Raw genomic sequence first — 21,913 nt, 5'->3', positions numbered from 1 at the left:
GCCCGTCATAATAGTCCGTGATAAAAGCCAGTCATAGCAGCTGTTAGAGACATCTGCTATGACTGGATATAATATCGACAGCTAAACGTTTAAACATTTAGATGTCTATACACAAAACAGGCTGAATGATAGCATTCGCTCTGGTTTTGGCAACTTTTTCTGAGCATATGGCCTTCGAATCGAAACTTCCTACCCTGGGTAACAGCATTTTCAGCCAGATGAGTCAGCTTGCCGCAGAGCAGCAAGCCATTAATTTATCTCAGGGTTTTCCTGATTTTTCGCCAGACAACTACTTATTGCAGCGCCTGGCCTATCATAGCCAGCATGGGGCAAACCAATATGCGCCGATGCCCGGCATTTTGCCGCTGCGGCAGCAAATCAGTAAGCTGGTAACGCGCTGCTATCGGCGCAGCGTTGACCCTGACCATCAGATAACGGTTACCTCGGGGGCCACTGAAGCGCTGTTTGTCGCCATTCAGGCTATAGTTAGGCCGGGGGATGAAGTGATAGTGTTTGACCCGGCCTATGACAGCTATGCCCCGGCGGTTAAGCTGGCCGGCGGCAGCACGTTGCATCTGAGCCTGTTGGCACCTGATTTTAAAGTGAACTGGCAGCAGGTGGCGGCAGCAATTAACCCGAAGACTAAACTGATTATTGTTAACAGCCCGCATAACCCGAGCGCCACCGTATTTAATGATGATGACTGGCAGGCCCTGCAGGCACTGGTATGCCAGCATGGCTTATATTGTCTGAGCGATGAAGTTTACGAGCATATGGTATTTGATGGTGCGCCCAGGCTGAGTGCCCATTGTTACCCGGCATTGGCTGAGCGCAGTTTTATCGTCTCATCTTTTGGCAAAACCTTTCATGTTACCGGCTGGAAGTTGGGCTATTGCGTGGCTCCGCCAGTACTTAGCGCTGAGTTTCGGAAGATTCATCAGTACGTCACGTTTTCCAGCTTTACCCCGGCGCAGCATGCGATAGCCGATACGCTGGCAATGCAGCCTGAGCAGGTCAGCGGCCTGGCGACGTTTTATCAGCAAAAACGCGATCAGTTTGTGACAGGATTAACTCACAGTCGGCTGCAGTTGCTGCCCAGTGCGGCTACGTATTTTCAGCTGGCAGACTACGGTGCAATCAGCAACCTGCCAGACGTCGAATTCTGTCGCTGGTTAACTATTGAACATAAAGTGGCGGCTATCCCACTTAGTGTGTTTTATCAAAAGCCCACCGGGGCCCGGCTTATCCGGTTTTGTTTTGCTAAAACACCAGTCACCTTAAATCAGGCCGCGGAGGTGTTATGTCAGCTGTAAAAGTCAGTCTGCTGCAAACCACACTGTACTGGCAGGACAGCGAGGCCAATCTGGCCCATTTCAGTGCGCTGCTCGCTAAGCTGGAACCTGCCGATTTGGTGGTACTGCCGGAGATGTTTACCAGCGGTTTTAGTATGCAAAGCGCCGAAATAGCAGAACAGGAACCCGGCCCCGGCTTAGCCTGGTTAATTGAGCAGGCCAAAGCATTAAACGCCGCAATTACCGGCTCGCTGGCCGTTAAAACAACGACCGGTGGCTATGTTAACCGGCTGTATTTTGTCACGCCGGATGGCGCAGTGAGCTATTACGATAAAAAGCACTTATTCCGGATGGCCGGCGAGCAGCATGCTTATCAGGCGGGCCGGGAGCGGGTAATAGTGCGCTGGCGAGGCCTGCGATTTTGTCTGCAGGTATGCTACGACCTGCGCTTTCCGGTATTCAGCCGTAACCAGAATGATTATGACGTGCTGATTTATGTAGCGAACTGGCCGGCAGCGCGGCGCCATGCCTGGAGCAGCTTACTGGTGGCCCGGGCCATTGAAAACCAGGCGTTTGTATTAGGTGTTAACAGGGTTGGCCAGGACGGCAACGATATTCACTACAGTGGCGATAGTGTGGCGATCGATTATCAGGGTGCGCTGCTGGCCAGTTTGCCAAAAAGCGAAGCTGGGGTACTGACTGCCACCCTCGATGGTACGGCGCTGGCACAATATCGCCAGGCGTTTCCGGCCCATTTAGATGCAGATGCGTTTACATTAAAAAACTAACATCAGATTAACCAACAAGCTTGACCTGCAGCGGTTTCGCGGCAACACTGTACGGCCGTATTTAAGCAGGTTTAATCAGTGTGACAGCAATTAACTGGGCAGCGCTTAATGCTGCCGCCAAAGCGGCCTCAGAACAGGCCTACGCTCCTTACAGTCAATTTCCGGTTGGCGTAGCCGTGCAAGCCGAAAATGGTGAAATTTATGCCGGTTGTAACGTTGAGAACGCCTCTTACGGCGGCACTGTTTGTGCCGAACGTAACGCGATAGCAGCGGCAGTAGTAGCCGGCGAGCGTAAGTTTGTTGCTTTGCTGGTTTACACACCACAAAGTAAACTGACCCCGCCCTGTGGCATTTGTCGTCAGGTCATTGCCGAATTTTTTATGCCAGATGCGCCCATTGCCAGCAGCAATCATTTAGGCCAGCAGCAAAGCTGGAGCCTGCAGCAATTATTGCCAGATGCCTTTACGCCCACCTATCTGGCTGCCAGTGCTAAAATCAGTAAGGATAGTTAACCCTATGGCCATTCCTCAGGAAATTATTAAAACCAAACGTAACGGTAAACCATTAAACCATGCTGAAATTCGCCAGTTTGTGCAAGGTTTAACCGATGACAGCTTCAGTGACAGCCAGGCGGCAGCGCTGGCCATGGCGATTTACTTAAACGGCATGGCGGTTAGCGAAATTGTTGAGCTGACTCTGGCCATGCGTGACTCTGGCACAGTATTGAACTGGCAGGGCCGGCTGAACGGTCCGGTCGTGGATAAACACAGCACCGGGGGGGTAGGCGATAAAGTCACCCTGATGCTGGCACCAATGGTGGCGGCGTGTGGCGCTTTTATGCCAAGCATAGCCGGCCGCGGCCTCGGCCATACCGGCGGCACTGTTGATAAGCTGGAAAGTATTCCGGGGTACAGCTGTACCCAAAGTCTTAGCCGGATCGAGCAGCTGTTACCACAGCTGGGCTGTGTGATTGTTGGTCAGAGCAGCGAGCTGGCACCGGCTGATCGTCGTTTATATGGTATTCGCGATGTTACCGCCACGGTAGAATCGATCCCGCTTATCACCGCTTCCATTTTATCGAAGAAATTGTCTGAAGGGCTGGATGCGCTGGTAATGGATGTCAAAGTGGGTAATGGTGCCATTATGGCGACGGCGCAGGATGCCAGTGCCCTGGCAACCAGCATCGTTAATACCGCGACCGGCGCTGGGGTAGCGACCCGGGCACTGATCACCGATATGAACCAGATTTTAGGCAGCACGGCCGGTAATGCGCTGGAAGTGGTGGAAACCCTCGATTACCTGAGCGGAAAATACCGCGAACCACGCTTGCACCAGCTGACGCTGGAACTCGGTGCCAATATGCTGCTGCTTGGCGGTTTGTATAACGACAAAGCGGCGGCAATTAGCGCGCTGGAGCAGAGTCTCAGTTCAGGTAAAGCCGCAGAGATATTCAGCAAAATGGTGGCAGAACTGGGCGGCCCGGCCGATTTACTGGAAAAACCACAGCACTATTTAGCCAGTGCGCCGGTGGTGCAGGATATTAAGGCGCCGCAAAGCGGTTATCTCAGTTATCACAATACCGTCGGCCTGGGCATGGCGGTAGTGCGCTTAGGTGGTGGTCGCTCGCACCCCAGTCAACAGATCAACCCGGCGGTCGGTTTTAGTCACATTCTGGCAGCAGGAAGCAAAGTGCAGCAGGGTGATATCATTGCCCGGGTGCATGCGGCCAGCAATGATGCAGCTGAGATTGCCCGGCAGGAATACCAGGCCGCACTAACCGTTGCAGCAGAAAATCCAGCCGGGTTGCCACTGGTACATCATACTATTGGCTGACTGGCAAACGGTTCCGTTATTGGCTAAAGTAAATTCAGTTAATATCGGGGCTACTTATGTTACTCAGAAGTTTATGTTTACTGCTGGGGTTTGGCCTTCAGGCCAAACCCCAGCTGAACTGGTTGCAAACTGACTGGCCGCCTCATCAGATAATAAATGGCCCTTATCAGGGACAGGGCACTTTCGACCTGTTGCATCAACAAATTACAACGTTAATGCCTGAATTTAACCATCAGTTACGGCTGGTCAGTCTGGCCAAACTGGAGCAGGTATTTACTGACGCTGAAACCGCAAATTGTACCGTTGGCACCTTATTTTCTGAGCAGCGCGCAGCCAACCGTCTGTTCTCCAGGCCTATGGCAGTGGGGCCTGCGCTGGCAGTTGGTTATATCGCGGGTCGTCTTAGCGAGCATCAGGCCAATCTGCCTGAAGGTGTGGCGATTGATAAGTTATCACAGGACCCAATGCTAACTGGGGTGTATCAACCAAACCGTTTTTATCCTGCAGCGGTGTTACAGGTACTACAACAGGCAGACAGTAACCTCAGTAGTTATTCGTTAAGTGGTAATGTCAATGCAGCGGCGTTGCTGGCCAGTGGCAGGGTAGACTATGTCGTCGAGTATCCGGAGCGCATGGAGTATTTCAACCAGCTGTTACCGGTAGCGGCGACGCTGGAACACCGCGCTATTGTTAATGCCAATATTGCCAGCGTGTCCCATGTCACCTGCACTAACGATGCGGTTGGCCAGGCTGCAATTGCGGTGATAGATCGGCTATTACCAGAGTTATGGCAACAACAGGCCTATATTGACGCGATGCAGCGCTGGCTGGATGACAGTGCCCGGCGCAGGCTGAGCACTGACATTAGCCAGTTGCAGCAGCAAGCGTTAATGCAGTTTAAGTCGCGGCCGGACAATCCGGTTGATCCGGGCAACCAGTGAAATCACCAGCATTTTCAGCCAGCCATGCAGTGCAACCTGATGCATCCGGTACAATGAGATATAAGCCAGCCGGGCGATCCGGCCTTCAATCATCATAGCGCCACCGACCAGATTACCCATTAAACTGCCCACCGTACCAAAGCGGCTGAGCGAGATCAGTGAACCATGGTCTTTATACTGGAAATCGCGCAGCGGCTTATTATTTAAGATTGCTATCAGGTTTTGCGCTACAAGACTGGCCATCTGATGAGCAGACTGTGCTCTGGGCGGAACCCACTTGCCGTCAGGTAGCGGACAGGCAGCACAATCGCCAATCACAAAAATACGGTCATCCCGGCTGCTTTGCAGTTTTGAGTTAACCACCAGCTGATTAAGCCGGTTTGTCTCCAGCCCTGCTATGTCACGCATAAAGTCCGGCGCTTTGATGCCAGCAGCCCAGACCATCAGCTCAGCATCAAGCCGTTCTTCGCCCAACTTTAAACCCTGGCTGTCGGCGGCGGTTACTTTGGTACCAACCCGCACGTTAACCCCCAGCTTTTGCAGCTCTTTTAACGCTGCATTGGCCATCCGCTCCGGCAACGCCGGTAAAATCCGCGGGCCGGCTTCCACCAGTGAAATATTCAGCCGGTCAGAGCGTAAGTCAGCAAAGCCATACAGGTTAAGCTCTGCTGCCGCATGATAAAGCTCGGCGGCCAGCTCGACACCGGTGGCGCCTGCGCCGACGATGGCAATGTTGAGAGAATCTTTCGGGTGCTGCGGTGAGTTCAGCTTTAAATAGGCCTCCAGCAGCCTGCGCTGAAAACGATGGGCCTGGCCCGGGCTGTCCAGAAATATACAATGTTCAGCGACACCGGCAGTGTTGAAATGATTAGAAATACTGCCGATCGCAAGTATCAGATGGTCGTAGCGTAGTTCGCGTTCGGCCAGCAATTGCTCGCCATCGGATGAACCAATGGCGGCCAGAGTAATGGTTCTTTGTTCGCGGTTTAAGCGAGTGAAATTACCTAACTGGAACTCAAAATGATGACTGGCGGCATGCGCCCGGTAGCTTAGCTGATCAATTTCAACATCCAGGGTGCCGGTTGCTACTTCGTGCAACAGCGGTTTCCAGATATGAGTATGATTGCGATCGACCAGGGTGATATCAGCGCGTTTACTCCGGCCCAGTTTATTACCAAGCCGGGTGGCCAGTTCCAGGCCACCAGCGCCACCGCCGACAATTACGATGCGAGGGGGTGTCATGTTACGCTTTCCTTCCGTTTCTTTTAAATCAGTGTCGTGCTGCAGCCAAAAAAAAACCGGCGCGGGCGCCGGTTTCGGGGAGTTAGGATTTTTGCCGCTTCATGGCATCGAAAAATTCATCGTTGGTTTTGGTCATCGATAACTTATCGATTAAAAACTCCATACAGTCGCTTTCGTCCATCGGGTGCAGAATTTTGCGCAGGATCCACATCTTCTGCAGCTCTTCCGGCGAAGCCAGTAATTCTTCACGGCGGGTGCCTGAGCGGTTAAAGTCAATGGCAGGGAAGATACGACGTTCAGCAATTTTCCGAGATAAGTGTAGCTCCATATTACCGGTGCCTTTAAATTCTTCGTAAATAACCTCGTCCATTTTCGAACCGGTATCAACCAGCGCTGTGGCAATAATGGTTAAGCTGCCACCTTCTTCAACGTTACGGGCTGCACCAAAGAAACGTTTAGGCTTATGCAGGGCGTTGGCATCAACACCACCGGTTAATACTTTGCCTGAACTTGGAATAACGGTGTTATAGGCACGGGCTAAGCGGGTAATAGAGTCGAGCAGAATAATGACGTCTTTTTTATGTTCAACCAGTCGCTTGGCCTTTTCGATGACCATTTCCGCTACCTGCACGTGGCGACTGGCGGGTTCGTCGAAGGTAGATGCCACAACTTCGCCTTTAACCAGTCGTTGCATCTCGGTTACTTCTTCCGGCCGCTCGTCAATTAACAGCACCATTAACACGCATTCCGGGTGATTAGCGGCAATAGACTGGGCAATGTTTTGCAGCAAAATGGTTTTACCGGCTTTCGGTGGTGCCACGATCAAGCCGCGCTGACCGCGGCCAATGGGTGAAGCTAAATCCAGTACCCGGGCAGTAATATCTTCCCGGCTGCCATTACCGCGCTCCATCCGCAAGCGCGAGTTAGCATGCAGTGCGGTTAAGTTTTCAAATAAAATTTTGTTGCGGGCCTGCTCTGGCCGGCCAAAGTTAACTTCATTAACTTTTAACAGCGCAAAATAACGCTCACCTTCTTTCGGCGGCCGGATTAAACCAGAAATACTGTCACCGGTGCGCAGGTTAAAGCGACGGATCTGGCTGGGTGATACGTAAATATCATCGGGGCCGGCTAAATAAGAGCTGTCTGACGAACGTAAGAAACCAAAACCATCCTGCAGAATTTCCAATACACCGGCACCGAAGATTTCTTCACCATTTTTAGCGTGGGCTTTTAAGATTGCGAAGATAATGTCTTGTTTGCGCAGGCGGGCCATGTTTTCCTGGCCCATGGACTCGGCCAAATCAACCAGTTCGCTAATTGGTTTCAGTTTCAGTTCTGTTAAATGCATAGTTTGATGGGTTCTTGTTGGTAAAAACAGAAAATGCTTATCAGCTCGATAATAAAGGTTTGGAAGTTGGTTTATTCGACAGACAAGCGTGGTTTAAGATATTTGCTTAGCCACACAATAGCAGCAGATGTTTGGCACGTCCAGCGGCGAACAGCAAAAAGGCGTACAAAAATACGCCTTTTTGGTCATTTTCAGATATTGCTATCTAAAAACTCTTTTAATTGGGTTTTGGAAAGTGCGCCAACCTTGGTTGCGGCAACCTGACCATTCTTAAATAACAGTAAGGTTGGAATGCCACGAATACCAAATTTTGGCGGGGTGTTTGGGTTCTGATCAATATTTACCTTGGCGATGCTGACTTTACCAGTGTATTCAGCTGCCACGTCTTCCAGAATTGGCGCGATCATTTTACAAGGGCCACACCATTCTGCCCAGAAGTCGACCAGTACCGGTACTTCGGCTTTTAAAACATCAGCTTCAAAACTGTCGTCCGAAACTTGTAAAATTTGTTCGCTCATCTATTTCTCCGTTCAGGCTGTGCAGTTACACTGCAAAAATGTGTTATCAATTTAAACGTGGCTGTTTCTTATTGCAAGCGTAACAGTTATGCTAGGCAGGTATGAATAAAACTCACTTAACCTCACATAAATTCGCCGATTTCGCATTGGCGCCACAAGTTCTTGACGCTTTATCGGCGCAAGGTTACAGCTATTGTACGCCAATTCAGGCCCAGTGTTTACCCCTGGCGCTGGCTGGCAAAGATATAGCGGGTCAGGCGCAAACCGGTACCGGTAAAACCCTGGCTTTTTTAACCGCAACTTTTCATTATTTACTTAACCATGAACCAAAAGGTTCTGGTCAGCCACGGGCCATTATTATGGCACCTACGCGGGAACTGGCTGTGCAGATCCATAACGATGCAGTGATGTTGGCACAAAAAACCAACATGCGGCTTGGCTTAATATATGGTGGCGAGGGTTACGATTCTCAACGGCAATTACTGGAACAAGGTGTAGATATTTTAATTGGCACCACAGGCCGTCTGATTGACTATTTAAAACAAGGGCTTTACAGCCTGGAGCAAATTCAGGTTGTGGTGCTGGATGAAGCCGACCGGATGTTCGATTTAGGTTTTATTAAAGATATCCGTTTTATGTTTAACCGGATGCCACCGGCTACCGAACGCTTAAGTTTATTGTTTTCCGCTACCTTGTCATACAAGGTACAGGAACTGGCGTTCGAGAAAATGAATGAGCCGGTGCATATTCATGTTGCCCCCGATGAAATGACCGGTAGCAGGATTAGTGAAGAGCTGTTTTACCCGGCGCATGAGCACAAAATGAAGTTGTTACTGACGCTGATAGAGGAAGACTGGCCAGATAAAGCAATAGTGTTCGCCAACACTAAACATGCCTGTGAAGATGTGTATGCCTGGCTGGAAGCTGATGGCCATCGGGTAGGTATGCTGACCGGCGACGTGATTCAGAAAAAACGTCTGAAAATTCTGGACGACTTCACCACCGGTAAACTGGATATTTTAGTGGCAACCGACGTTGCTGCCCGTGGTTTACACATTCCGAAAGTAAGTCATGTTTTCAATTATGATTTACCGGACGACTGTGAAGATTACGTACACCGCATTGGCCGTACCGGCCGTGCCGGTGAGAGCGGTAAAGCCATCAGTTTTGCCTGTGAGCGTTACGCTCTGAATTTAACCGCTATTGAAGACTATATAAAGCATCCAATAGCGTTAACTCAGTATGATGCCAATGCCTTACTGGATGACTTAACTGTACCTAAACCCCGGATCCGACGTCGTCCCGGGCAGGCACGCAGTGGATCGGGCCGGGGCAATAGTGGACGCAGCGGTAATGGCCCAAGAAACCCCCGCAGCCGGCCCCGCTAGCACTCCGCCGGCAGATCTTTCGCGCGATACCTCGCCGCATAGTGATATCTATGCGGTTATTGACCTTGGCTCGAACAGCTTTCATATGCTGATGGTCAAAGTAGTGGGTGGTTCAGTGCAGGTTATTGGCCGGGTTAAGCGCAAAGTACGGTTAGCGGCAGGCCTGAATGATAATTTAGTGTTAAGCCGTAAAGCCATGAAACGGGGTTGGGAGTGTCTGGCTTTGTTTGCCGAACGGCTGCAGGATATTCCGGCTGAAAATATCCGGATTGTCGGCACTGCGACACTGCGGTTGGCCCAAAACGTAAAAACCTTTCTTAAAGAAGCTGAAATTATCCTGGGCCAGAAAGTTCAGGTGATCAGTGGCGCTGATGAAGCCCGGATTATCTATCTTGGCGTTGCTCATACTTCAAATTGTGATTCTAACCGGTTAGTCATTGATATTGGTGGTGCCAGTACCGAAGTGGTGGTGGGGCGCGGCTTTACCCCGGAGCTGCTGGCGAGCCTGAACATGGGCTGCGTCACATTTCTTGAACGTTACTTCAGCGATGGCGAGCTTAGTGAAGATAATTTCAGCCAGGCGATTGATGCTGCCGGGCAGCAGATAGATGCTATCTGTGCAGAATTTCTGGCTACCGGCTGGCAAATTGCAGTAGGGGCGTCGGGCACCGTACAGGCAGTGCAGGAAATTCTGGTAGCGCAGGGTAAGGACGAAGTAATTACCCTGAGTAAACTGGAGGATATCATGCAGCAGGCAATGGCTTGTGGCCCGGTTTCCCAGTTAAATATTACTGGCCTGGCACAGGAGCGGAAACAGGTTTTTGCCTCGGGCCTGGCTATTCTGGTAGCGCTGTTTCGTAAATTACACATTAATGGTATGACCCTGTCTGGTGGCGCCCTGCGTGAAGGAGTGCTGTACAGCATGCTGCCCCAGTTGCAGCACAGCGACGTGCGTAACCGCACTGTCGCCAGCCTGATGGTTCGTTATTTTATCGATCAGCGCCATGCTGAACGGGTAGCTGATATGGCGGTTGAGTTGGCCGGACAGTTACAGCACCGCTGGGATCTGGATAAATTTGAAGGTCATAGCATGTTGCGCTCCGGCGCGTTATTACATGAACTTGGCTTGCTGATTGAATATAAAAACCATCACCATCATGGCGCTTATATTATTAACCATTCTGATTTGCCTGGTTTTACCCGGGCGCAGCAGCAGTTGGTAATGGCACTGGTCTACAACCACCGTGCCGATATCAGCCGCGAAGTAATAGCCCGGCAAACGATGACGTCAGTGCTGTTAACCGTGCGGTTAACCCGGATCCTGCGCCTGGCAGTGATTCTGTCGATGCGCCGGCGGCATGAAGTCCTGCCTGAAGTTAAAATTACCACTAAAGCCGAAACGCTTAGTCTGCAAATGCCAGCCAACTGGCTGGAGCAGCATCCGTTAATGCGGGCGGAACTCGAACAGGAAGTACAGTATCAGCAACAGGCCGGTTGGCAGTTGCAGATTAAATAGCAACTGCCATAACTGATTACCGGTAACCCTACTATCAGTAATTATTACCGGGGTATCTGTAATTATTGCGGATTAATTAATTACACCACAGGCAATCCGGGCGCCACTATCACCTGCTGGATCGCTTGAATAATCATCACGACGTTCATGCACGACCAGTGAGCGGTTTTGCAAATCGCTCAGGGTAAGGCCATTAATGGTAACTTCCAGCTGGGCCCCTGTACTGTCCACTTCAATCATCGGTAAGTCACCTTTATGGCCATCGCCGTCAGGCCCGGCGTGATGGCCTGCATTAGTAGGATCATAATGGCCCCCTGCAGCAGCAGCAGCCACCCGCTTGCCGTCTTTCATTTCCGGCTCGCAACTGGGGTTCTGATGGATATGAAAACCATGCATACCGGTATTTAACCCCATCAGGTTAGGTTTGAAGACCAGGCCGTCGCTGGTTTGTCTTACTGTAATGGTGCCAGCCCCGGCGCCAACTTCGTCTGGCGTAACCCGGTTCATATAGACGATCAGCGTATTGCTGTCTGTGTCTGCATCAGCTGGGGAGCGTGGCTGGTCGGCTACTGGTGTAGCATCACTGGCTGGCATGCTATCAGGCAGTGGATCGGTGTCAGGACGCTGGTCTGGATTACAGGCCATTAACATGCCGCTGGCGATGACTGACAGTGAAAAAATCCGTAATTTCATAATGATCTCCTTCTGTTTATGGGCTGGCAATAATTGCTTCTTTACCGTTATTCACTCGTTTCACTGCAATTTTAAGGCCAACCGGCTGGGACCAGTTTTTAGGGCAAGCTGGCACGTGCTTTGCTTTTGCAAGGTAGCGTGTCAACCACAGGAGAATACTTATGCCTTACGATAAGCGCCGTGAATTACCCGACTCCGTGCGAGATAATTTACCTAAACACGCTCAGGAAATATACCAGGCCGCATTTAACAGTGCCTGGGATGAGTACAAAGACCCTGACGACCGCCAGGGCGATGATAGCCGCGAAGAGGTAGCGCATAAGATAGCCTGGGCAGCAGTAAAGCAGCAGTACTATAAGAATGATGCCGGCAAATGGGTAGCCAGTTAACGGGCGGCCATGGAGCGCACAGATGCCATATCTTAACGTTGGCGACGGCCATCAGCTTTTTGCCGGGCTGCGCCGGCCAGTGATTTTTATTGACCAACGAGGATGCGGGCTTAGCCGGTTCAACGAGCGGTTACACGCCAACACAACGGCTGAGCTGATTGCAGATATAGAGCAGTTGCGTCGCTCCCTGGCTATTAAGAGATTGATGCTGGCTGGCGGTAGTTGGGGCAGCACCCTCAGTTTGCTTTACGCGATTCACTATCCGGATCACGTACTACGGCTGATTTTATGGGGTGTGTTTTTGTGCCGGCGGCAAGAACTGGATTGGTTTTACCTGCACGGCGCAAACCAGATGTATCCCGACGAGTATCAGCAGTTTATTAATACTATCGGCCGGCATGACCAGCCGTTACAGGCATACTATGAGCTGCTGAACAGCGGTAAAAGTCACGAACAGGACTCGATTTGTCCCTGTGTTTCTGCCTGGCAACTTGATTGTGCCTTGCCGCAGTCACGGCTGCAAATTACGCCGCACTCTGCCCATGATGCCAGTGAGCCTGAGAATTTTGCAGCCCTGCGAGCCATTCTGCAGACATTAGAGCCAGAGGAGTAATTATTTTGAACCCGGTAACCACTGACAGTAATACGGCAACCCGACCGCAGCAGAGCAGCAGTACCAAAAAGGCGCTGCTGGGCATGGCCGGCAGCGTGCTGTTTGTTGGCGTAGTGCTTGGCCTGCTGGTGTTTTTTGGTATACATACTGAGGTATTAAAATTGCTGGAGTGGTTTAAGCAGCAGGGAGCCTGGGCACCATTGCTGTTTATGCTGATTATGGCGGCAGTGGTGGTACTGCTGTTACCCGGTGCATTATTTACCATCGGAGCCGGCTTTGTGTTTGGCGTGGTGCAAGGCTCAGTGTATGTGGTTCTTGGCACCACGCTCGGCGCAACAGTAGCTTTCCTGCTGGCGCGCTACACCTTTGGTAACCGGGCCAGGCAATTTATTACGGCCCGCGCCAAACTACAGCTGGTTAATGAAGAGCTCACCAGAAATGACTGGAAAATAGTGCTGTTAACCCGTCTTATTCCATTTTTCCCAAGCAAGATTGCAAACTATTTTTTTGGTTTAACCCAATTTACATTGCACGGATACATTGCCGGTTCGTTAGTTGGCTTTATTCCCTTTACTGTACATAACGTGTATCTGGGCTCACTGGTGGCAGATATCACAACCTTCGAATTTGGCGAACAACAGCGCTCTGGCTGGGAGTGGGCGCTGTACCTTGGCGGTTTTGTGGCCGCAGTGGCGGCTGTTATTTATTTAAACCGGTTGGCAAACCGGGCGCTGGCCAAATATACCCGGCAAAACACTGATAAGGAGCCTTCGGTATGACCTGGTTCAAATGGTTGCCCTGGCGGTACGTAGTTCGCTACGTCGCCCACAAGCATGGTTTCATTGACCCCATCGCTTTACTGGCAAAGCTGCATAATTTTGCCCAGCCCTCTGAAGTGGGGGAGCCGATCGAACTGCTGCGGGCAGGCGTGGTTTTTCATGCCCGTGGCCTGATTAACAGCCGGGTTATTCAGCATAACCTGGACTGGGTCTGGCCATACTGGATTGAACGCCAGTTTGACCCGAATGATCAATCCTTTATACCACGGGCATTCTCGATTACTCATATTAATCTTACCCATCGCAACTGGACCGCTATCGGTTACCCGGATTGCCCTGAACTGCCAATTGTTGACCCGCGCGGGCTGCTGACCCCCTTTTTAGACAGCTGGTCACTGGATGGCTGGATTATGCCTGAGCAGGGAGAGTGTCTGCTGCCGTCGCGTTCAGATAACAGCCAGCAGGATATGATTGTCGCCGGTGATGTCAGTATTACCACCACCACCCATCAGCAGGGTATGACGTTACAGAATAAAGCCTGGGTAACGCTGGAAGAGGGTATACCAGTGGTAAAAATGCAGCTGAGGGCAAAAACTGATAAAGCAGGCTATCTGGTACTGGCCTTACGCCCGCAGAACCCGGAAGGGGTCAGCTTTATTCATAAAGTGGCGCTTAATGAGCAACATAACCAATGGCTGGTTGACAATGTTAAACAGATCAAATTCAGCCGCCCTGCAGACAGGTACCATGTGTCGTCGTATAAACAGGGTGATGTGTATATTCACCTTGCTGATGCGCAGCAGCAGACAGAAGGTTTGTGTGATGTTGGCATGGTGACGGCTGCTGCATTATTTAAAATGCCACAGAATGACTGGTATGAAATAGAAATAACCGTGCCGCTAAGCTCTGCTGCCCAACCACAATTGCAATCAGGTGCCTGGCCGGCAGAGCAGCAAAAATGCTGCAAGTTGCAATGTCCGGATCCGCATTATCAGTTTTTGTATGATGCAGCGATAAACTCATTGATCCTGCATTCACCGGAAGATGTCTATCCCGGCCCCTACACTTACAAACGCTTCTGGTTCAGAGATGCGGCCTTTATTATTCATGCATTACTCTGTGCTGGTCTGACTGAGCGTGCAGCCCGTGCCCTGCAGCAGTTCCCTGCCAGGCAAACCCTGCTGGGTTATTTTCGTTCACAGGAGGGTGAGTGGGATGCAAATGGCGAAGTGCTTTGGATCCTGCAACGCTATGCTGAACTGACCGGCCGCGAGCTTTCATCTGACTGGCATAGCCCGCTGAAAAAGGGCGCGCGCTGGATTATTAACAAACGGTTGTCAGATAAGCTCGACGCCCCGCACGCCGGTTTATTGCCCGCTGGTTTCAGCGCCGAGCATCTGGGCCCCAACGATTATTACTACTGGGATGACTTCTGGGGCGTGGCAGGATTAAAGGCTGCCGCCACGCTGTTTAAAGACGTTGACCCCAAGCTGCAACAAGAGTTTACCGAGGCTGCGGCGGATTTCAGTGCGGCAATAGATAACAGCCTGCAGCACTGTGCCAAGCGGCTGAAGCGGCCCGGTATGCCTGCGTCACCTTACCGGCGGCTGGATGCCGGGGCCATTGGCTCGCTGGCTATCGGTTACCCGGTACAGTTATGTCGCCCGGATGACCCCCGGCTGCTGGATACCGTCGAATTTTTGCTAAAACGCTGTTTTGTTCAGGATGCGTTCTATCAGGATATGATTCACTCGGGGTTGAATGCTTACTTAACCCTGCATGTCGCCCAGATTCTGTTAAGGAATAACGACCCCCGTTATCTGGTGTTAATGGACGCAGTTGCAGGGTTAGCATCGCCCACCGGCCAATGGCCGGAAGCGATTCATCCGGGCACGGGCGGCGGCTGTATGGGTGATGGCCATCATATCTGGGCCGCTGCCGAATGGCTGTTGATGGTCCGGAATTGTTTTGTGCGCGAAGAGAACGAGCATCTGGTGTTGGCCGCTGGCGTACCAGAGCGCTGGCTGCACAGTGAAAGTGCTATCTGTTTTGGACCAGCGCCTACCCGTTTTGGCAGTATTAGTCTGACAATCCGCCAGCAGCAGGATGAGGGTGTTGTGCTGGAGTGGCAGGCAGACTGGCATAACGCAGAAGGACCGGAGCTGGAGATCTGTTTACCAGGTTATCAGGCCCTGTCAGTGACAGCTGCAAAAACAGGAAATGTTCATTTAAAAAAACGGAGCAGCAGCAAATGAATATTGTCATCTTTACCAATACTTATACCCCGCATGTGGGAGGCGTGGCGCGTTCGGTGGAGGCATTTGTTACCGAATACCGCAAGTTGGGACACCAGGTGTTGGTGGTGGCACCAGAATTCGCCGGCACGCCTGAAGATGAGACTGATGTAGTACGAATTGCCGCCATTCAGAACTTTAATGCCACCGACTTCTCGGTCGCTTTACCATTTCACGCCAGGTTAAGTGAGATCCTTGATGATTTTAAGCCGGATATTATTCACTCCCAGCACCCATTCCTTTTGGGAATGAGTGCCCTTCGAACTGCCCGTTACCGTAAGATACCTTTGGTATTTACCCACCATACCCTGTATGAGCAATATACCCATTATGTGCCCGGCGATTCACAAACCATGCAGCAATTTGCCATTGCACTGGCTACCCGCTATGCCAACTTGTGTGATCAGGTTATCGCGCCAAGCCAGAGCATTGCCGATTTGTTAACTGAGCGGGGGGTCAGCAGCCCGATAGCAGTTATACCTACCGGCGTCTACCTGGAAAGGTTTGCCAATGGTGATGGCGAGCTGGTGCGCCGGCAGCTTAATATACCGTCTGATGCGGTGGTTATAGGTCATCTTGGCCGTTTAGCGCCTGAAAAAAACCTTGAAATACTGAGTCAGGCAGTGGCAGAAGCCATCTCTACACGTTCAAAGGCGCACTTTCTGGTAGTGGGGGCCGGGCCTTCTGAACAGGCAATCCGCAATATCTTTGCAAAAGCCGGACTCACCGACCGGTTGCATATGGCAGGTGTATTGCAGCAGCAACCTCTTGCCGATGCCTTGCACGCCATGGATATATTCGCTTTTGCTTCGACCAGTGAAACTCAGGGTATGGTGGTAACAGAGGCGATGGCGGCAGGGCTGCCCGTTGTTGCTTTTGACGCGACCGGCGTAAGAGAGGTTGTAGTAAATGACAAAAATGGTGTGTTACTAAACGAAAAAACAGCACAGGCACTGGCTGAGGCGTTACAGCAATTGATAGATAACCCTACAAAGGTGGCAGCTCTGAGTAAGGCGGCATTACACACCGCAGGAAATCTTGCAATGTCATGTACTGCTGCAAAAGCGTTGCTGTGTTTTCGTTCGGTGCTGGATACAGTGCCTGCTAATACAAAAACGGAAAGAGACTGGGAAGATGTGCTGGCCTGGATAAAAGCCGAGTGGGATATTTTAAGCAGTGTCGCTGTTGCTGGTACTACCGCGGTTAGTAGTGGTTTATTTGCAGATGGTAAATTAGCCACCAGCAAGAGGTAAACCCGGTCTAAAGAATCTGTTTGTTTATTTTTCAGTGTCCTTAATTTGTTAGTACTGTCCGGAGAGCCTTATGATCAGTCGGGTCGAAGTATGGTTTCGTTGGCTGAGGCGCAGCCTTAGCCGCAGTCACTGGTTTACAAAACTGCTGCGATTACCCGTGCAAGAAGGTTCGGGAGTCCGCCCGGGCCTGATTATGATCCAGATTGATGGCTTGGCACAGCCACAGTTACAGCAGGCATTAAAGCGCGGCAAGATGCCCTTTTTACAACGTTTGCTTGAGCGCGAGCAATATAAGCTGCAGGCCCACTACAGCGGTTTGCCCGCAACCACACCCGCTGTGCAGGCAGAACTGTTTTATGGCGTGAAAACAGCAGTGCCGGCCTTCTCGTTCCGTGACCGGAAAACCGGTGAAATTGTCCGGATGCTCCAACCAGATACTGCCGCAAAAGTTGAGCAGGATTTACGGCAGCAAAGTGACGCGGCGCTGCTGCGTGATGGCAGCGCTTATTCCAATATTTACACCGGCGGTGCGGCTGAATCCCATTTTTGTGCGGCAACCATGGGCTGGGGTGCAGCATTGCGTGCCGCCAACCCATTGGTATTGCTGGGGCTGTTTCTGAGTAATCTGTACAGCGCGATACGGGTTGTGGCGCTGTTTTTTCTGGAGCTGGGGCTGGCAATAGTCGATTTTTTTCGTGGCATTATTAAAGGCCAGGATTTTCTAAGCGAACTGAAATTTATCCCGGCGCGGGTTGCGGTATCAATTGTGTTGCGGGAGCTTTGTGTCATCGGTGGCAAGATGGATATTGCCCGCGGTCTGCCGGTAGTACATATTAATTTTCTTGGATATGACGAACAATCCCACCGCCGTGGACCCTCTTCGCTGTTTGCCCACTGGACCTTAAAGGGTATTGATGACAGCATCGCCCGGCTCTGGCGTGCTGCACACCGATCGCAATGGCGCAGTTATCAGGTATGGCTTTATTCTGATCATGGTCAGGCCAAAGTCACGCCGTATCACGTGCTGCAGGGGTATCCGCTGCAGCAGGCGGTAGATGCCAGTTTTGAAAAGCTGACTTCACTGCCGGCCCGGCTGCAGCGTAAAGTAACAGGCAGTGTGCAAACTCAGCGGGCACGCTTATTAGGCGGAAATAAAGTTCAACGACTGTTTTCAGTAAATAATGGCGACGACAAGTCGGTAGCCGGCAACGAGATCAAGGTAGCAGCGCAGGGGCCGGTTGGTCATATTTATGCCAGTGCGCCGTTAACCGAAGCCGATAGCCGTTTGCTGGCAACAGAGCTGGCAGGCACGCATAAAGTTCCGCTGGTGTTGGCGGTGGAGGGCCCGGATCGGCTGCGGGCGACAACGGCAGACGGGGTGTATTATCTGCCACAGGATAAAGCCAAAATTTTTGGTGCGGATCACCCGTTTCTGGAGGGAGTCAGCGAGGATATTTTGCGGTTGTGTCAGCATCCCGAGGCCGGCGATCTGGTGATTATGGGTTGGCGCAAAGGCATCAAGGCACAGTCATTCGCTGATGAAAATGGGGCCCACGCTGGTGCAACCCCGGCAGAAACGCATGGCTTTGCGCTGCTACCAGAAGATGTAGCGCTGCCTGCTACGCCTTATGGTTATATCAGGCCATCTGACATATATCAGGCTGCGCTGCAACAGCTGGGCAGGCAATCGGCAAAACCGGCGGGACGTGCCGTCAGAAACCCGGAGCGCTGTGACAGCCTGCGGGTAATGACTTACAACGTTCACAGCTGTATTGGTCTGGATGGCAAAATTGATATCGAGCGGATCGCCAGAGTCATTGCCTTTGCTAATCCCGATGTAGTGGTTTTACAGGAACTGGATGTGGGGCGCGACCGCACTCAGGGCCTGGATCAGGCGCAACTCATTGCCAGAGCGCTGGAAATGGAGTTTCATTTTCATCCGGCCATGCATCTGGAAGAAGAAAAGTACGGTGACGCCATTCTAACCCACTTGCCGTTAAAACTGGTTAAAGCAGGCCCGTTACCCGGCTTGGCCGATAAACCAAAACTGGAACCGCGCGGTGCTATCTGGGCAACCGTTGAGCTGCATGGCCAGCAGATAAATATCATCAACACCCACCTGGGCTTGCAGCCGCGCGAGCGGCTGGCGCAAATTGATGCTTTGCTGGGTGAGGAATGGCTGGGCCATCCTGATTGCAACGGGCCGGTTATTTTTTGTGGGGATTTAAATGCCCAGCCGGGATCAGAAGTCTGTCGCCGACTGGGTCAAAAATTTACTGATGCCCAAACTTTGCTGGAGGGCCACCGGCCAAGGGGGACCTTTCCCAGTCGCTTTGCTGCGATCCGGATAGACCATATTTACGTTAGTGAGGCAGTAGAGGTAACCGCAGTGGAGATCCCCGGCTCGCAGCAGGCAAAAATCGCCTCCGATCATCTGCCGCTACTGATTGAGCTGGCCATCCCCAAGCCCACGGCGGCTGCAGGAAAGCACGCTTAAAATTAAGCCTGCTTTAACCAGATGGCCACTTTTTTCGCAAAGTACGTCAGGATGCCATCAGCTCCGGCCCGTTTAAATGCCAGTAATGATTCCATAATCACCGGCTGCTCGGCCAGCCAGCCGTTCTGAATAGCAGCCATATGCATCGCATATTCACCGCTGACCTGATAAGCAAAGGTCGGTACGCTAAACTCATCTTTGACCCGGCGTACTATATCTAAATAAGGCATACCGGGTTTTACCATAATCATATCGGCGCCTTCTTCCAGATCCATCGCTACTTCGTGCAGTGCTTCATTGCTGTTGGCCGGATCCATCTGGTAATTTTTTTTGTTGCCGCCTTTTAAGTTGCCGGCTGAACCTACAGCATCGCGAAACGGCCCGTAATAGTTGGAGGCATATTTAGCTGAGTAAGCCAGAATGCGGGTATTAACAAAACCTGCTTCTTCCAGGGCTTCGCGAATAGCGCCAATCCGACCGTCCATCATATCTGAAGGCGCCACAATATCTGCGCCGGCTTCGGCATGAGACAGCGCCTGTTTAACCAGAGCGGCAGTAGTAATGTCATTTTGCACATAACCCTGTTCATCGATAATGCCGTCCTGGCCATGGGTGGTAAACGGGTCAAGCGCCACATCGGTAATAATGCCCAGCTCTGGAGTATGTTGTTTCAACAGGCGCACGGCACGCTGAGCCAGACCATCCGGGTTCCAGGCTTCCTCTGCTTCGAGTGACTTGGATTCTGCCGGTGTTACCGGAAACAAGGCAATTGCCGGTATACCAAGCGCTACCAGTTCTTTCGCTTCGCTTACCAGCAAATCCAGAGTTAAGCGCTCTATGCCAGGCATAGAAGCAATGGTCTGGCGCTGATTTTTACCTTCGATGATAAACATTGGGTAAATAAGATCATTAACTGTAAGCTGGTGCTCAGCCATTAAGCGCCGGCTGAAATCATGCTCGCGCATCCGACGTGGCCGGCTGGCCGGGAAAAAACGGTTAGCTTTCATTGGCAGATTCCTGAATGATTGGGGTAACAATTGCGCTGGCACTTGCAGTACGGTTGCGGCCCTGGTGTTTAGCCTGATACAACGCACTGTCAGCGGCGGCAATATAATCGTTACTGCTGGTGTTGGCATCGGCAACCGCGGCATAGCAGCCGGCGCTAAGGGTTACCGGTAAGCTTAGCGTACCAATCTGAATGGGCGTATTGCTGATTGTTTGCCGTACGTGCTCTGCCAGTTCAATGCAGCCTGTCAGTTCAGTGCCTGGCAACAGCAACGCAAACTCTTCACCGCCGTAACGAAATGCAGCGTCACTGCTGCGTTTTAAACTCTTTGCCAGGATACCGGCTATCTGCTGAATAGCGGCATCGCCCGCCAGATGGCCATGAGTGTCGTTAATTTTTTTAAAATGGTCGATATCAATAAATACCAGACCCAGTGTGGTTTTTTCCCGCCGGCTGCGTTTCAGTTCATTGGTTAAGCGTTTATCGAAACAGGTGCGGTTATAAATGCCGCTTAGGGCATCAAGCATATTCTGCTGTTCCAGCAGGCGGTTTTTTTCAGCCAGCTCATCGAGGGCAATCTGCAGCTCCAGGTTATAGCTCTGCATGCTGGCTTCCATTTGCTCAGTATACCGGCGTTGCCAGCGGCGCCGATACCACGCCATCACCAGAACTGTAACACCACTGCCAACCAGAGCTGCTGCCAGCAGCAACAGTATATTGCTCATGCTGCTACTCCGTTTAACTTAAACAGGCGGCGCGCATTGCCAGTGCAGGCGGTAGCCAGTTGCTGGCTGTCAATCTGCTTTAACCGACAAATTTCGGCAGCAATGGCTGGTAACAAAGCCGGCTCATTATATTTCGGGCGCGGTTTAATGGTTCGCGGCAGTAAATAGGGGGCGTCGGTTTCCAGCAGGATCCGGTCCAGCGGCAGATACTGCAAAGCCTGCTGCAAACTCAGGCCGCGGCGCTCGTCACACAGCCAGCCGGTAATGCCAATATACAAACCCAGATCGAGGTAAGCTTTAAGCTGAATGATGTCGCCGGTAAAACAGTGGGCAACCCCGTGGTTAATCTGCTGCTCTTTTAACATCGCCAGCTGGCTGGCAAAAGCATCGCGCTCGTGCAGATATACCGGCATTTGCAGTTGTTTTGCCAGTTGCAATTGACTGGCAAAAACGTGCTGCTGCATTGGCCTTGGTGAGAAATCACGGTTAAAGTCGAGGCCGCACTCACCGACAGCAACAACGCCCGGCAGGCTGAGCACCTGGCGAAGGTCTGCCAGCCAGCTTTCGGCGACGTTACCAGCCTGATGCGGGTGAATACCTGCAGTAGTAACGCATCCGGAATGGCTGCTGCAAAACTGCTGGTTAAGCCGGCTTTCCGCAATATCAGAGCCAATAAGCAGCATATTGCTGATGCCGGCCTGCTGCGCCCGCTGCCAGATTTGCTGCTCTTTTCCGGCAAACTGATTACTGAACAGGTTTACCCCGCAGTCAAACCAGTCCGGCGTGGCGCTTTGCATA

Annotated in this window: 20 protein-coding genes; 13 read left to right on the top strand and 7 right to left on the bottom strand. The window is 51.7% G+C overall.

What is annotated here, in order from left to right:
• The first annotated feature begins 125 nt into the window (after nucleotides 1-125).
• From KQY15_RS17735 to KQY15_RS17715, 5 genes are all read left to right on the top strand, one after another.
• Nucleotides 126-1,313, top strand: coding sequence for a methionine aminotransferase (locus KQY15_RS17735; RefSeq protein ID WP_302850370.1), 1,188 nt, complete (start codon nucleotides 126-128; stop codon nucleotides 1,311-1,313).
• The gene (locus KQY15_RS17730) at nucleotides 1,301-2,080 is read left to right on the top strand and encodes an amidohydrolase (RefSeq protein WP_217671253.1); all 780 of its coding nucleotides are present in this window, start codon (nucleotides 1,301-1,303) and stop codon (nucleotides 2,078-2,080) included. Before KQY15_RS17735 ends, KQY15_RS17730 begins: the two co-directional genes overlap by 13 nt.
• An 80-nt stretch (nucleotides 2,081-2,160) precedes the next feature.
• Nucleotides 2,161-2,592: a cytidine deaminase gene (locus KQY15_RS17725; RefSeq protein WP_217671252.1), complete on the top strand. Its 432-nt coding sequence runs from the start codon at nucleotides 2,161-2,163 to the stop codon at nucleotides 2,590-2,592.
• Nucleotides 2,593-2,596: 4 nt separating this feature from the next.
• Nucleotides 2,597-3,913 carry a thymidine phosphorylase gene (deoA, locus tag KQY15_RS17720; RefSeq protein ID WP_217671251.1) on the top strand — a complete coding sequence of 439 codons (1,317 nt, stop codon included), beginning with the start codon at nucleotides 2,597-2,599 and terminating at the stop codon, nucleotides 3,911-3,913.
• Nucleotides 3,914-3,969: 56 nt separating this feature from the next.
• Nucleotides 3,970-4,854, top strand: a complete 885-nt coding sequence (locus KQY15_RS17715) for a hypothetical protein (protein ID WP_217671250.1) — start codon at nucleotides 3,970-3,972, stop codon at nucleotides 4,852-4,854.
• Here KQY15_RS17715 and KQY15_RS17710 read toward each other — a convergent pair.
• The 3 genes from KQY15_RS17710 to trxA form a co-directional block, all read right to left on the bottom strand.
• A complete protein-coding gene (locus tag KQY15_RS17710; protein WP_217671249.1) occupies nucleotides 4,801-6,096 on the bottom strand; it encodes an NAD(P)/FAD-dependent oxidoreductase in 1,296 nt (431 codons plus the stop codon). The two genes, KQY15_RS17715 and KQY15_RS17710, sit on opposite strands and share 54 nt — an antisense overlap.
• 82 nt (nucleotides 6,097-6,178) lie before the next feature.
• Nucleotides 6,179-7,444, bottom strand: coding sequence for a transcription termination factor Rho (rho, locus tag KQY15_RS17705; RefSeq protein WP_217671248.1), 1,266 nt, complete (start codon nucleotides 7,442-7,444; stop codon nucleotides 6,179-6,181).
• Nucleotides 7,445-7,635: 191 nt separating this feature from the next.
• Nucleotides 7,636-7,962 carry a thioredoxin TrxA gene (gene trxA, locus KQY15_RS17700; RefSeq protein WP_217671247.1) on the bottom strand — a complete coding sequence of 109 codons (327 nt, stop codon included), beginning with the start codon at nucleotides 7,960-7,962 and terminating at the stop codon, nucleotides 7,636-7,638.
• Nucleotides 7,963-8,063: 101 nt separating this feature from the next.
• Here trxA and rhlB point away from each other — a divergent pair, with 101 nt between their 5' ends.
• Nucleotides 8,064-9,350 (top strand): ATP-dependent RNA helicase RhlB, encoded by a 1,287-nt coding sequence (gene rhlB / locus KQY15_RS17695; RefSeq protein ID WP_217671246.1) that lies wholly within the window; start codon nucleotides 8,064-8,066, stop codon nucleotides 9,348-9,350.
• The gene (gene gppA / locus KQY15_RS17690) at nucleotides 9,316-10,866 is read left to right on the top strand and encodes a guanosine-5'-triphosphate,3'-diphosphate diphosphatase (RefSeq protein WP_217671245.1); all 1,551 of its coding nucleotides are present in this window, start codon (nucleotides 9,316-9,318) and stop codon (nucleotides 10,864-10,866) included. The genes rhlB and gppA overlap by 35 nt, the downstream gene beginning before the upstream one ends.
• A 72-nt stretch (nucleotides 10,867-10,938) precedes the next feature.
• On the opposite strand, the gene KQY15_RS17685 is transcribed toward gppA, so the two are convergent.
• Nucleotides 10,939-11,559, bottom strand: coding sequence for a superoxide dismutase family protein (locus KQY15_RS17685; protein WP_217671244.1), 621 nt, complete (start codon nucleotides 11,557-11,559; stop codon nucleotides 10,939-10,941).
• Between the two features lie 161 nt (nucleotides 11,560-11,720).
• On the opposite strand from KQY15_RS17685, the gene KQY15_RS17680 reads away from it, so the two are divergent.
• The 6 genes from KQY15_RS17680 to KQY15_RS17655 all read left to right on the top strand — a co-directional run bounded on the left by KQY15_RS17680 (nucleotide 11,721) and on the right by KQY15_RS17655 (nucleotide 19,384).
• Entirely contained in the window at nucleotides 11,721-11,948 is a 228-nt protein-coding gene (locus tag KQY15_RS17680; protein WP_217671243.1) for a ChaB family protein, read from the top strand.
• A gap of 22 nt (nucleotides 11,949-11,970) precedes the next feature.
• The gene (locus KQY15_RS17675; protein WP_217671242.1) at nucleotides 11,971-12,561 is read left to right on the top strand and encodes an alpha/beta fold hydrolase; all 591 of its coding nucleotides are present in this window, start codon (nucleotides 11,971-11,973) and stop codon (nucleotides 12,559-12,561) included.
• A 5-nt stretch (nucleotides 12,562-12,566) separates the two neighbouring features.
• Nucleotides 12,567-13,340 (top strand): TVP38/TMEM64 family protein, encoded by a 774-nt coding sequence (locus tag KQY15_RS17670; protein WP_217671241.1) that lies wholly within the window; start codon nucleotides 12,567-12,569, stop codon nucleotides 13,338-13,340.
• Nucleotides 13,337-15,595 (top strand): hypothetical protein, encoded by a 2,259-nt coding sequence (locus KQY15_RS17665; protein WP_217671240.1) that lies wholly within the window; start codon nucleotides 13,337-13,339, stop codon nucleotides 15,593-15,595. The genes KQY15_RS17670 and KQY15_RS17665 overlap by 4 nt, the downstream gene beginning before the upstream one ends.
• The gene (locus KQY15_RS17660; protein ID WP_217671239.1) at nucleotides 15,592-16,887 is read left to right on the top strand and encodes a glycosyltransferase; all 1,296 of its coding nucleotides are present in this window, start codon (nucleotides 15,592-15,594) and stop codon (nucleotides 16,885-16,887) included. Before KQY15_RS17665 ends, KQY15_RS17660 begins: the two co-directional genes overlap by 4 nt.
• Before the next feature lie 70 nt (nucleotides 16,888-16,957).
• Nucleotides 16,958-19,384, top strand: a complete 2,427-nt coding sequence (locus KQY15_RS17655) for an endonuclease/exonuclease/phosphatase family protein (protein WP_217671238.1) — start codon at nucleotides 16,958-16,960, stop codon at nucleotides 19,382-19,384.
• A 2-nt stretch (nucleotides 19,385-19,386) separates the two neighbouring features.
• Here the strand turns inward: KQY15_RS17655 and hemB are convergent, their stop codons facing one another.
• Genes hemB through KQY15_RS17640 form a run of 3 tightly spaced genes read right to left on the bottom strand, consistent with a single transcriptional unit; the run spans nucleotide 19,387 to nucleotide 21,912 of the window.
• Nucleotides 19,387-20,391, bottom strand: coding sequence for a porphobilinogen synthase (gene hemB / locus KQY15_RS17650; RefSeq protein ID WP_217671237.1), 1,005 nt, complete (start codon nucleotides 20,389-20,391; stop codon nucleotides 19,387-19,389).
• Nucleotides 20,381-21,115 (bottom strand): GGDEF domain-containing protein, encoded by a 735-nt coding sequence (locus tag KQY15_RS17645; RefSeq protein WP_217671236.1) that lies wholly within the window; start codon nucleotides 21,113-21,115, stop codon nucleotides 20,381-20,383. Before KQY15_RS17645 ends, hemB begins: the two co-directional genes overlap by 11 nt.
• The gene (locus tag KQY15_RS17640) at nucleotides 21,112-21,912 is read right to left on the bottom strand and encodes a TatD family hydrolase (protein WP_217671235.1); all 801 of its coding nucleotides are present in this window, start codon (nucleotides 21,910-21,912) and stop codon (nucleotides 21,112-21,114) included. The genes KQY15_RS17645 and KQY15_RS17640 overlap by 4 nt, the downstream gene beginning before the upstream one ends.
• Nucleotide 21,913 lies beyond the last annotated feature (1 nt).

This window comes from Arsukibacterium indicum, from assembly GCF_019100565.1.
Lineage (GTDB): Bacteria > Pseudomonadota > Gammaproteobacteria > Enterobacterales > Alteromonadaceae > Alishewanella > Alishewanella indicum.
This window is presented reverse-complemented; position numbering and strand designations above follow the sequence as displayed.

What these genes read in the sequence shown, in the direction of transcription:
- KQY15_RS17715 (WP_217671250.1), top strand. Translation starts at nt 3,970, where the DNA reads ATGTTACTCAGAAGTTTATGTTTACTGCTGGGGTTTGGCCTTCAGGCC.
- deoA (WP_217671251.1), top strand. Translation starts at nt 2,597, where the DNA reads ATGGCCATTCCTCAGGAAATTATTAAAACCAAACGTAACGGTAAACCA.
- KQY15_RS17675 (WP_217671242.1), top strand. Translation starts at nt 11,971, where the DNA reads ATGCCATATCTTAACGTTGGCGACGGCCATCAGCTTTTTGCCGGGCTG.
- KQY15_RS17710 (WP_217671249.1), bottom strand. Translation starts at nt 6,096, where the DNA reads ATGACACCCCCTCGCATCGTAATTGTCGGCGGTGGCGCTGGTGGCCTG.
- KQY15_RS17730 (WP_217671253.1), top strand. Translation starts at nt 1,301, where the DNA reads ATGTCAGCTGTAAAAGTCAGTCTGCTGCAAACCACACTGTACTGGCAG.
- KQY15_RS17655 (WP_217671238.1), top strand. Translation starts at nt 16,958, where the DNA reads ATGATCAGTCGGGTCGAAGTATGGTTTCGTTGGCTGAGGCGCAGCCTT.
- KQY15_RS17640 (WP_217671235.1), bottom strand. Translation starts at nt 21,912, where the DNA reads ATGCAAAGCGCCACGCCGGACTGGTTTGACTGCGGGGTAAACCTGTTC.
- KQY15_RS17665 (WP_217671240.1), top strand. Translation starts at nt 13,337, where the DNA reads ATGACCTGGTTCAAATGGTTGCCCTGGCGGTACGTAGTTCGCTACGTC.
- KQY15_RS17735 (WP_302850370.1), top strand. Translation starts at nt 126, where the DNA reads ATGATAGCATTCGCTCTGGTTTTGGCAACTTTTTCTGAGCATATGGCC.
- rho (WP_217671248.1), bottom strand. Translation starts at nt 7,444, where the DNA reads ATGCATTTAACAGAACTGAAACTGAAACCAATTAGCGAACTGGTTGAT.
- KQY15_RS17680 (WP_217671243.1), top strand. Translation starts at nt 11,721, where the DNA reads ATGCCTTACGATAAGCGCCGTGAATTACCCGACTCCGTGCGAGATAAT.
- KQY15_RS17660 (WP_217671239.1), top strand. Translation starts at nt 15,592, where the DNA reads ATGAATATTGTCATCTTTACCAATACTTATACCCCGCATGTGGGAGGC.
- gppA (WP_217671245.1), top strand. Translation starts at nt 9,316, where the DNA reads ATGGCCCAAGAAACCCCCGCAGCCGGCCCCGCTAGCACTCCGCCGGCA.
- KQY15_RS17685 (WP_217671244.1), bottom strand. Translation starts at nt 11,559, where the DNA reads ATGAAATTACGGATTTTTTCACTGTCAGTCATCGCCAGCGGCATGTTA.
- KQY15_RS17645 (WP_217671236.1), bottom strand. Translation starts at nt 21,115, where the DNA reads ATGAGCAATATACTGTTGCTGCTGGCAGCAGCTCTGGTTGGCAGTGGT.
- hemB (WP_217671237.1), bottom strand. Translation starts at nt 20,391, where the DNA reads ATGAAAGCTAACCGTTTTTTCCCGGCCAGCCGGCCACGTCGGATGCGC.
- rhlB (WP_217671246.1), top strand. Translation starts at nt 8,064, where the DNA reads ATGAATAAAACTCACTTAACCTCACATAAATTCGCCGATTTCGCATTG.
- trxA (WP_217671247.1), bottom strand. Translation starts at nt 7,962, where the DNA reads ATGAGCGAACAAATTTTACAAGTTTCGGACGACAGTTTTGAAGCTGAT.